Here is a 9,406-nt window from a genome sequence, read left to right on the forward strand (position 1 = left end):
TACTGGGTGGGCTGTGTCCTTGTTTTTTTCGTCCCCGGCCGCACCCTGTCCGGGGTGCGGCCGCCTCGCTGTGCGGTCGTTGCGGGGCCTGGGGCGGCCGACGGCTCGCGCGGGGGCGTCGTCTGCGCTTCCCGTTCGTCACTCCGCGCGGGCCGGGGCCGGAACCGGCGTTCGGGCGCGTCAGGGGTGACGCTCCGCGCCGGGGCCGGCGGGTTCGCCGGAGTCGTCGCCGGGGTCGGGGAGGCGCAGGATCCGGGCCGGTTCCCGCTCGTCGCCGGCCACCAGGTCCATCGCCTCGCGCCAGCCGCTCGTGAACCCGCGGACCTCCGCGTCGATCCCCACCCGCGCACCGACCTTGTTCACGACCGCGGCGATCGCGCGAGCGACCTCCGCGGTGTACGTACCGGCCTCTCCCGCCTCGGCCGCCACTTCCACTGCCGCGGCCACCACATCGGCGAGCCGGTCTCCCGCACTGTTCACCATCGCACCTCCCCTTCACCACGTTCGGCGCCCACGCCCCAGCATCGCCCCTTCTCGAATGTGCGTTCGATACGGGGCAGCGTAACGCAGGCAAGCCGGGGCGTGCGGAGCCACAGGGGCCCCGCACGCCCCGCACCCGCGGACGCGAGCAGGCTAATTGCGCGCTCGCGCGATCTTCGGCGCGCGCGAGCGTACGCCGCTCAGCGCGCCGCCGCCTGCCACAGCGTGACCGCCAGCGCCGCGCACGACGTCAGCGCGGCCAGCGACGGCAGCGGCCACCGGGAGCGCTCCAGCGCGTCGAGGCGCTCCTCGTGCTCTCCGAGCACCTTGTCCGTCTGGTCGGCCCGCTGGAGCAGCAGTGCCAGATCACCCCGTGTGGTGGCGAACCCGACGTCCACCGACCGCCGCAGCCGCTCCAACTCCACCACCACGCCTCTCTCCTCGTACTCGCGCATCATCCGCGCATCTCCTCTCCCTCCGTTCGTGCTCAGCTCCGCGGGACGCGGAGCCGGTCCCAGCTCGCCGGCCCCGGGGTGCCGTCCGCGTCCGTACCGCGGTAGCCGAGCTTGCGCTGCCACGCGGCGTACGACGCCCGGTCGGCGGCGCCCCAGACCGGGCCCGGGCCGACCGAGTACCGGCCGCATCCCTCGGCCACCAGCCGCCGTCCGACCGCCGTGAACAGCGGATCGCGATGGCCGGGGACGAAGAAGGCGGCGCCCGGGAACGGCGCGTACCCCGGGGCGGGCGGCTTCGGCGGCCCCGGACGGTCGGCCAGCCGGGCGCCGATCCGGCCGCGCATGCCGTCCATGGAGAACGACGGGTCGATCTTGCGCCGGGTCCACTCCTTGTGGCCGAGCACGCTCGCCGCCGACCAGCCGTGCGCGCGGCACAGCGCCGCGGACAGCCGCTCGACGGCGTCGAGCTGCGCCGCCGGATAGGGGTCCGCCCCGTCGCCCAGGTTCTCGATCTCGAAGCCGTAGAAGCGGGCGTTGCCGTCCACGGCGTCCTTGCCCGGCCTCGGCAGCGGCCGCTCCGCGCGGACGGCGTCCAGTACGGCGACGCTGCCGGGGCCGGCGTGGTTGGTGCGGCCGTACCCGACCAGGTGGACCGAGCCGTCCTTGGCGACGACACCGACGCACAGCGGTCCGGGCAGGTCGGGCGCGCCCCGGCGGCAGAACCCGACGCTGTCGGAGCCGGCCGTGTGGTGGAGCATCACACCGTTCACCGGCCCCCAGGCGCCTTTGTGGTTGCGGTTGTGGGCGCGCCAGTCGGCGTGCTCGGTGAGACGGACGCCTTCGGCGCGCAGGGCGCGGACGAAGGCGTCGGCTGACAGGGGTGCCGCCATCGGGACCTCCTCGGGTCGGGGCGGGAAAGAGTGCGTGCGGAAAACGGCCCCGGCCCGCCGTGGGACACGACGGGCCGGGGCCGGGGGCGAGAGCGCGAGCGGGAGCCGGTGCGGTCAGTGGACCGGGTCGACCCGCAGGAAGCGGTTGGCGAACGTCGCCGTGCTGGTGGTCGCCGAGGACCGGTACGCGGGCGTGGCCGTGTAGGCGACTCCGCCGCTCAGCCCGCTGACCTGGAACTGCGTCGACACCGAGCACTGCATGCCGCCGCCGAAGACCGCGGCCCGGGTGTCGGCGGTGGCCAGGGTCACCGTCGTGCCCTGCTTGACGGTCATGGACATGTACCCGGCGCCGGTGGACACGCTGCTGCTGATCCGCGCGCCGACCGTGACGAGAACGGCGCCGGACGGCGGCGCGGTGAAGGCGGCGGCCATCGCGTCGCCGGTCGAACCCGTGAGGGCCTCGATGTACGTGGCGGAGGCGGTCGTACCGGCCACCGGGTTGAGCTTGACGACCGGGCTCGGGATCACGGGGTGCCAGTAACTGCCCGTGTAGTAGTAGTACCGGCCGGGGCTGGTGACCCAGGCCAGCATGCCGGTGACCGGCGCCGCGACGGAGGACAGCGCGACGGTGCTGGCGACCCGCAGCACCGTCCGGCCGTCGACGGCCTCGGCGAGGGACTGGAGGTGCAGCGGCACGTTCGCCGCGTCGGCGGGCTGGGGGTAGGGAAGGCTGCTGAGCGGAGTGAGCTGGACCATGTCTGGGGCCTCCTGGGAAGCGGATACGGGAAGGGCCGGCGCCCCGGAAGGGCGCCGGCCCGGTGCCGGAAGCGGCGGAGAGTCAGCCGAGGGACGGAGGCAGGGTGTCCGGCGGCATGCCGCCGTCGCCCTCCCGCGTCGCCGGGTCGTCGATCGGGACCGGGACCGGCGCGGGGGCGTCCGGGGAGGGGTACGCCGGGTCCGCCGCGGACGGCGGGTGCTCCCCCGGCTCGTCCCCGGCGGGGGTCTCCGGCGCTGCCGCCACGGCCATCGGCTCCGGTTCCCGCCCGGCCACCTGGGCCCGACCGGCCGCCGGCTCCGGGACCTGACCGGCCGCGACTCCCACCGCCACCGGCTCCGGGACCTGACCGGCCGCCCCCGCCACCGGCTCCGGCCCCGCCGCCGGCTCTCGCTTACGTACGTCCGCCGAGGTCATGCCACACCCCCGAGCGTCTCCACCAACGTGCGGTAGCTCAGCTGCTCGGCCGTCAGATCGGCGAACTGCGCGTACTGCGCCGTCACCATCTGGTACGTCCGCAGCCGCCCGTACGCCGGGTCGAGCGGCGGATCGGGCACCAGGCCCTCGTCCGCCGGGACGCCGTTGTACCCGGTCCCGCGCAGGGTCAGGACCTGCTGGGGCGCCGAGCCGGCCGCGTACGTGGTGCGCATGCCGACCACCCACGCGAGGGTGTCGAGCCGCGCCCCCGCCGAATCGACCACCCGTACGACGTCGCCCAGTTGCAGCCGGGGGTCGTGTAGCACCTCCACCTCGCCGAGGACCGGCACCGGGTAGCGCCCGGCGTCGAGCATCGCCTGCGCGAGGGTGTACGCCGTGGTGGCCGACTGGACCCACTCCGACGCCGGGGCCAGGTACTGCTGCTTGCCGTAGTGCTGCTGGCTCGCCGAGCTCCAGCGCGCCCACACCCGCTGCTTGGGGTCCGCCGACCGCTTGAGCGGGTCGATCTGCACCGACGGCAGGCCGTCCTTGGTGACCGTCCACACGCTGGTGGTCCCGGTGTTGGTGAACCGGACGATGTACGCCGGTCCCTCGCGGCGGGAGCTCACGGTGACCTGCCCCTTCACCGCCGTGCCGCCCGTCGCCGTACTGCCGAACCGCACCCGGTGGCTGGCGATCGACGCGGACGTGTCGTCCACGATGGTCGGCGGCCCGATGTCGCTCTCGTCCTCCGCGATCGCGTACGTCACCTCCTCCGGTATCCCGGGCCTGATCTCCCTGATCCGGGTGTCGGTCTGCGCCGTACCGTGGGCGAGACCGATGCCCGCCCAGTCCTGGTACGGCTGCTCGCAGTGGTTGCGGCAGGCGTCGATCTCCTCGCTGACGGTCAGCGCGGAGATGTCCCGGACCGTGGTCACCGTCGCGTGCGGGGCGACCGGCACCTTGGTGAAGCGCGACGGGCCGCGCCAGCGGAAGACGCCCTGCTCGTCGAACTCGGCCGTGGACATGGACGCGCGGGCGATCTCCGTGATCGCGTCCCACTGCGAACCCGACACCTTGGGGATGTCGTACAGCGGCAGCGCGGCCTCGTCGAGTTCCGCGCCCTTGCGCCACTGGTCCTTCTGCTCCCACTCCGGGCGCGGGTAGGACGCGGTGTCCGTCCACACCCGGTCGGTGACCTGGAGGCACTCCACGGCCATGTCCGTGACCAGGTCGATCTGCTGGAGCTCCGAGCGCGGGTGCGCCGCGACCGGCTCGACGAACGTGGCCAGCCCGCCCACGTGGTACGAGCCGTCGGGCGCGGTGAGCCTCGGCTGGACCGTGGGCAGCACACTGGTGCCGGTCCCCCGGGTGTCCACCATGAATCCCAGGTGCCAGCTGCCGCGCAGGGCGGCCAGCTTCGGGAACCCCCAGGTGAAGTACCAGTGGCCGCCGTCGACCGTTCCGGAGGTGATCTGGACGACCCCGGTCGAGATGTCGAACCGCCCGCTGAGATAGCCGGCGGCTCCACCGCTGCGGTCGAAGACGGCCTTCATCTCGATCACGCTGTCCTTGGCGAGCGCCGTGTTCGCCCAGCACTCGACCTGGAACACCTTGCCCGGCAGCACGAACCGCGACCGCGGCATCCACGCCGCCCGCAGCGCCGGCTGCTCCGGCATCAGCGCCATCTCGAACGGGGCCCCGTCCCGGATCCAGCGGTAGGAACCGCTGCCGGGCAGCACCTCGGGCTGTCCGTACGTCGCGTTGAAACCGCCGTGCAGCGAGGCGTACAGCACCGTGAACGGGGCCACGTCCTTGTCGTCGGCGAGCGGGGCGCGCGGCGGCGGGCAGGTGTGGATGCCGCCCTGGCGCAGCAGTTCGTCCACGCACCAGGTCGCCGTGGCGACCGGCCGGCCCCAGTAGAAGCCGTGGTACGGGCGCGGCAGCGACGCGGGACCGCGCAGCCGCTCCGCCCCGTCCAGCGCCTGGACCGTGACCGTGTCGCTGCCCGAGGCGGCCGACCGGGAGCGGACGGTGCCCCGGAAGGCGGGCAGCGTCCGGTCCGCGACCCCGGTGGAGTGCACCACCGACTGCCCCGGGCGCACGAGGTCTCCGGTGGACCGGTCGGCCCAGGCGGAGTACACGCGCGGCGCGTGCTCGCCCGCGGGCCCGCCGAGCGTGACCTCCAGCTGCGCCGAGGCGCTGCCGGAGACCGCCCGCACCGCTTCGGGCAGGTCGGTGCTGTACGCCCGCTCCACCTTCCACGACTGGACCTGGGGGCCGAGCTCCGCGCCGCCGAGCCGGGTGGAGTGCGCGGGCACCCGCTCCGGCGCGGCGAGCGCGGCCTGCATGGCTTCGTCAGTTTGCTGCACCGCGCACCTCCACGAGATCGATTGCGATGTTCCGGTACGGCAGCCGGGCCGACGGCGTGTCGGTCATGCCGGTGATCGCCATCGGCGGGCAGCCGTCGCCGAGCGCGTGGGCGACCGGGGGCTCGCCGACGGTCAGGCACGCACCGGCCAGCGCGGTCGCGCCGATCTGTCCGGGGCGGCCGACCGGAGTGACGAACGCCGCCTCGGCCGGCGCGGTGCCGGACACGACGGGACCGGCGGCAGAAACGGTCGAGAGGTACGAGCCGTCCACCGCCTTCCAGTCGAGCTGCGCGGTGCACAGGGCGTCGTCCCACTCGGGCGGGACCATCCACGACACGTGCATGCCCGGGGCCACCGGCCAGCCGGTCCAGGTGCCGTGCGTCCAGCCCACCGCGCTGGCCGCGTCCTTGCAGTCGCCGGTGTACACGTCCGCGGCCGACGGCCGGAACGTGATGTCGCCGGCCACCGTGAACCAGTGGTCGTCGCCGCGCGGGTCACGGCTCTGCCCGGCCGCCTGGAGCGGATCGAGCAGGTTGAACGAGGCCGGGTCGAGTACGACGACCGAGCCCCCGGCGGGGACGTTGCGGCCGAGCATGCCCGGCCCGTTCACCCTGCGCGCGAGTCGGACCAGGTGCTGGGCGTCGTCCGGCTCCAGCCACTCGAACGACAGCTTCATCCGGCGGGTGGTCCGGGGCGGGGCGACGAGCGTCACCCGCCCTTCGAGCGACCGGAACTCGGTGATGTTGAGGTCCGCGCTGCGGTCCCAGCTCTTCGCGGCCTGGGAGATCTCCCGCAGCAGACCGGGCTTGCCGATCCAGAGGTTTCTGGCCATGTCCGTTTACCTCCGGGCGAGCTGGCGCTGCCCGACGAGGACGGCGCGGGCGATGGTCTGGGAATCGACCTGTACGTGGACGGGGCGCTCGGCGAGCCGTTCGACGGCCTCGGCGAGCCGGGCGATCTGCGCCCGGCCGGCGCCGGGGCTCAGCATCCGGTCGAGTTTGCTCAGCGGGATGACGGCCTCGGACTCACCGCCCTCACCGATCAGGGCGAGCGTGCCGCCGTTGCGGGCCTGGACGACACCGCCCTGGGCGAGGTGCGGGACCGGGATCTTCGGCAGGTTGATCGAGAACGACTTGCCGCCGTACTTCGGCACCCAGCCGGGGATGCTGACCTTGAAGCCGTTCAGCGCGCCGATGACCACGTTGACGGCACCGGCGAAGCCGCGGAACGGCGTGAGCAGCATGTTGCCGATGCCCCGGAGGATCGGCCCGATCGCCTTCATCGCGGCGGAGGTCGCGGAGGAGATGGCCTTCATCCCCGCCTTGAACCCCTTCTGCACGACGGCGACGATCTTGTCGACCTTCACGAACTGGAGGATCAGCGGTGCGAGCAGCGCCATGATCAGGCCGAACGGGTTCGCGGCCATGACCAGGTTGAGCCCGCGCTGCGCGACGCTCGCACCCTTGAGCCCCTTGGCGAGGCCGCCGCCCATGGTCTTGCCGGTCTTGTCGGCGTTCTTGCCGGCCTTCCCGACGGACTTCTCCACGGCGTCGGACTGCTGCTTCACCCCCTGCAACGCGGTCTTGGCCTTGTCGGCCGACCCCTTGAGCTTGTCGAGCGCGCCCTTGAGCTTGTCGGCCCCGCCCTTGGCCGTGCCGAGCGAGGTGTTGGCGGTCCGCAGGCCCGTACGCAACTTGCCGACGGCGGTCTCACCCTGTGCGGTGGCGGTACGTAGTTTGCCGATCGCGGCGCCCGCCCGGTCCGCGCCGCCTCGAATGGTGTTGAGGGCCGTGTTCCCCTGCCCTACCGCCGACTTGAGCCGGGTCAGTGGCGTCGTGCCGCCGGCCACGATGCGGTTGAAGCCCTGCATGGCAGAGCCCGCTGTTCTCAGACTTCCGGCGAGTGACATCCCCGCTCCTGCCTTTCCCTAGTTTTCCGGACACCGACGGTCCGCACCCCGGAGACCTCGCTCATCAGCCGCTGAGCGCCCTGGACACCCTGATGACCTCGTCCTGGGTGCTCTTCAGCTTCGTGTGGAGCCGGCTGAGAGCCGTCCTGGCCGCCTCGGCGTTCTCCTTGGCCTTTTCTCCGGCTACTTTGAGGTCCTTTTCCTTTTCAGTGATCGTCTTCAACTTGCCGGAGAGCTTGTCGAGCTTTTCGGAACGCCCCTCGATCTTCGCGACCTGCCGGTCGACCTTCTTCTCGATCGCGGCTGCCCGATGCACGTCCTCGGCGATTTTGAAGCGAATATTCATCACTTCTTTCGCCGCGTCCGCCCGGCCTCCCGGCCCGGCCTGATTCCGCGCTTCGCGCGCCTCGCCTCTCCCCTGCTCCGCCTTTTCCTTCATGTTTTCGAGGCGGGTTATCCGCTTATTGATGGAATCCTGATCGTCGGAGATCTTTTTGTTGACCCGTTTGATGCGCTCTTCCAGGGACTTCTTCTTGTCCGCCCACGGGAACGTGACGAGTTGGCGACCACGGAGCGTGATGCCCTTCTCGTCCGCCTTCAGGATGGAAAAGTCCGCCTTGACCAGCGTCATACCCAGGGCCAGGCCGCCGAGTTCGTACTTGATCAGCGTGACCGAGTGCTGAAGGTCGCGATAGAGTTCCTTCTGGTGCTCGATGTCGTTCTTATTGATCCAGAAGGGGCGGATCCACGCCTCTTCCTTGGGCGCCGATGCCGGTGTTGGAGTAGCCATCGGTCCTCCCTTTCCTTGTGGCATGTCGGTCGTCATTGGAGGTCGCGTGACGTCTCTGGATTTCCCGCCCTGGATCTCCTACGTCATACTTTTCGCCCCGACAGCAGCCGTCGTTCCCTTCGCAGTCACCCGTCTCTACGCACATCTGCGACTGAAATCGCGGGGAGCCGAGGCGGCGGGGACCTGCCGTTCCTCGTATTACTCGAACGGCTCCTTCTCGCTCTCCTACAGCTATCGGGACCACAGAAACGAACTGCACTTCCGCACCGCGAAATCGGACGACTTCGGGCTTGCCGGTGAGGCGGGAGAGTCGCTGCCGATTCTGTTCGACCCCGCTTTTCCCGGCCTCTCCCGTACGCAGGCCGAGATGCGACGCCTCCTGCCCTGGTCTCCGGTCAGCACCGGAACGTGGGCAGTGATTCAGGCGGCATGTGCCGTGCTCGCCGGTACGAGAGGCTTCGGCTGACCCGTCACCCGAAGAAGGTCGCCAGTTGGGCCGGGCTCGGCCCCGGCGACTCGGGCTCCGCCACCGGCTCTTCCGCATCCGGCTCCGCACCGGGACGTGGAACCGGCGTCGGATAGTCGAGGGGCTCGCTCTCCTCGTCCCGGTTCACCGTGGCGAACATCCAGTTGCTCTCGGCGAGCTGGTCGACGGCGGTGGCCAGCAGATACTCGGAGACCGACCACTCCGCCGCCTCCCCGTGCAGCTCCCGCGCCACCGCGCTGTCCCGCGGCAGGTGCTTGAGCAGCACCGCGAGCCGCCGTGAGGACAGCAGACCGCGGTGCCAGTCGAGCAGGTCGAGGCCGTAATGGCGGAGGAGATCCGCCTCAAGGGCCTCGGCGTGTTCGTCGACGAACGCACCGAGGCTCAGCCTTCCCCCAGGCCGAGCCCCGTCTCCTTGCCGTACGCCTCAAGGATCGCGGCGATGTCCTGCATGGTGATCTCGTGGCGGTCGAACCGCGCGTACTGCTTGGCGCCGAGCAGCAGCCGCAGCAGCCCGTCGACGTCGTTGTCGTCGAGGTCGCGCAGCTTGCGGGCGGTTGCCCGGGTCAGCTCGGTCGGCAGCTCGAAGACGTCGTCGTCGAGCTCGAAGATCCAGGCGCGGCCGAGCGCCTCCAGGCGCTGGGCGCGGGCCGCGTTGACGTTGAAGCCGGCCATGTGAGGGCTCCTTCATGGAGTGGGGACGGGGAAACGCGGGAGAAACGGCGGTGGGGGGCCCGGCGACCCCGCGCCCCCCCCCCCCCCGACAGACACAAAACCCCCGCAAACACGATTAAATAAATTTTTATGATGATAAAAAAAAACAAGACCACACAT

At 71.4% G+C, this 9,406-nt stretch carries 12 protein-coding genes; 1 reads left to right on the top strand and 11 read right to left on the bottom strand.

Annotation, left to right across the window (positions count from 1 at the left end; all coding sequences use genetic code 11):
* Nucleotides 1-180 precede the first annotated feature (180 nt).
* The 9 genes from ACWGH0_RS34100 to ACWGH0_RS34140 all read right to left on the bottom strand — a co-directional run bounded on the left by ACWGH0_RS34100 (nt 181) and on the right by ACWGH0_RS34140 (nt 8,088).
* Entirely contained in the window at nt 181-483 is a 303-nt protein-coding gene (locus ACWGH0_RS34100) for a hypothetical protein (RefSeq protein WP_453408153.1), read from the bottom strand.
* A gap of 197 nt (nt 484-680) precedes the next feature.
* On the bottom strand, nt 681-938 hold the full coding sequence (locus tag ACWGH0_RS34105) for a hypothetical protein (RefSeq protein ID WP_138901621.1): 258 nt from the start codon (nt 936-938) through the stop codon (nt 681-683).
* A 29-nt stretch (nt 939-967) separates the two neighbouring features.
* Nucleotides 968-1,825 (bottom strand): peptidoglycan-binding protein, encoded by an 858-nt coding sequence (locus tag ACWGH0_RS34110; protein WP_453408154.1) that lies wholly within the window; start codon nt 1,823-1,825, stop codon nt 968-970.
* 114 nt (nt 1,826-1,939) lie between these two features.
* Nucleotides 1,940-2,581: a hypothetical protein gene (locus tag ACWGH0_RS34115; RefSeq protein ID WP_453408155.1), complete on the bottom strand. Its 642-nt coding sequence runs from the start codon at nt 2,579-2,581 to the stop codon at nt 1,940-1,942.
* Nucleotides 2,582-2,663: 82 nt separating this feature from the next.
* Nucleotides 2,664-3,017 carry a hypothetical protein gene (locus ACWGH0_RS34120; protein ID WP_453408156.1) on the bottom strand — a complete coding sequence of 118 codons (354 nt, stop codon included), beginning with the start codon at nt 3,015-3,017 and terminating at the stop codon, nt 2,664-2,666.
* Complete coding sequence (locus ACWGH0_RS34125; RefSeq protein ID WP_453408157.1) at nt 3,014-5,389, bottom strand: hypothetical protein; 2,376 nt, start codon at nt 5,387-5,389, stop codon at nt 3,014-3,016. The genes ACWGH0_RS34120 and ACWGH0_RS34125 overlap by 4 nt, the downstream gene beginning before the upstream one ends.
* On the bottom strand, nt 5,376-6,221 hold the full coding sequence (locus ACWGH0_RS34130) for a hypothetical protein (protein ID WP_453408158.1): 846 nt from the start codon (nt 6,219-6,221) through the stop codon (nt 5,376-5,378). The genes ACWGH0_RS34125 and ACWGH0_RS34130 overlap by 14 nt, the downstream gene beginning before the upstream one ends.
* A gap of 6 nt (nt 6,222-6,227) precedes the next feature.
* A complete protein-coding gene (locus ACWGH0_RS34135; protein ID WP_453408159.1) occupies nt 6,228-7,298 on the bottom strand; it encodes a hypothetical protein in 1,071 nt (356 codons plus the stop codon).
* 64 nt (nt 7,299-7,362) lie between these two features.
* A complete protein-coding gene (locus ACWGH0_RS34140) occupies nt 7,363-8,088 on the bottom strand; it encodes a hypothetical protein (protein ID WP_453408160.1) in 726 nt (241 codons plus the stop codon).
* Nucleotides 8,089-8,110: 22 nt separating this feature from the next.
* Between ACWGH0_RS34140 and ACWGH0_RS34145 the strand changes: the two genes are divergently transcribed.
* Nucleotides 8,111-8,554, top strand: a complete 444-nt coding sequence (locus tag ACWGH0_RS34145) for a hypothetical protein (RefSeq protein WP_453408161.1) — start codon at nt 8,111-8,113, stop codon at nt 8,552-8,554.
* A 4-nt stretch (nt 8,555-8,558) separates the two neighbouring features.
* Here the strand turns inward: ACWGH0_RS34145 and ACWGH0_RS34150 are convergent, their stop codons facing one another.
* Nucleotides 8,559-8,840 carry a hypothetical protein gene (locus tag ACWGH0_RS34150; protein ID WP_453408162.1) on the bottom strand — a complete coding sequence of 94 codons (282 nt, stop codon included), beginning with the start codon at nt 8,838-8,840 and terminating at the stop codon, nt 8,559-8,561.
* Between the two features lie 116 nt (nt 8,841-8,956).
* Complete coding sequence (locus tag ACWGH0_RS34155) at nt 8,957-9,247, bottom strand: hypothetical protein (protein ID WP_453408163.1); 291 nt, start codon at nt 9,245-9,247, stop codon at nt 8,957-8,959.
* Nucleotides 9,248-9,406: the final 159 nt, after the last annotated feature.

Source organism: Streptomyces sp. NPDC054887 (assembly GCF_053610585.1).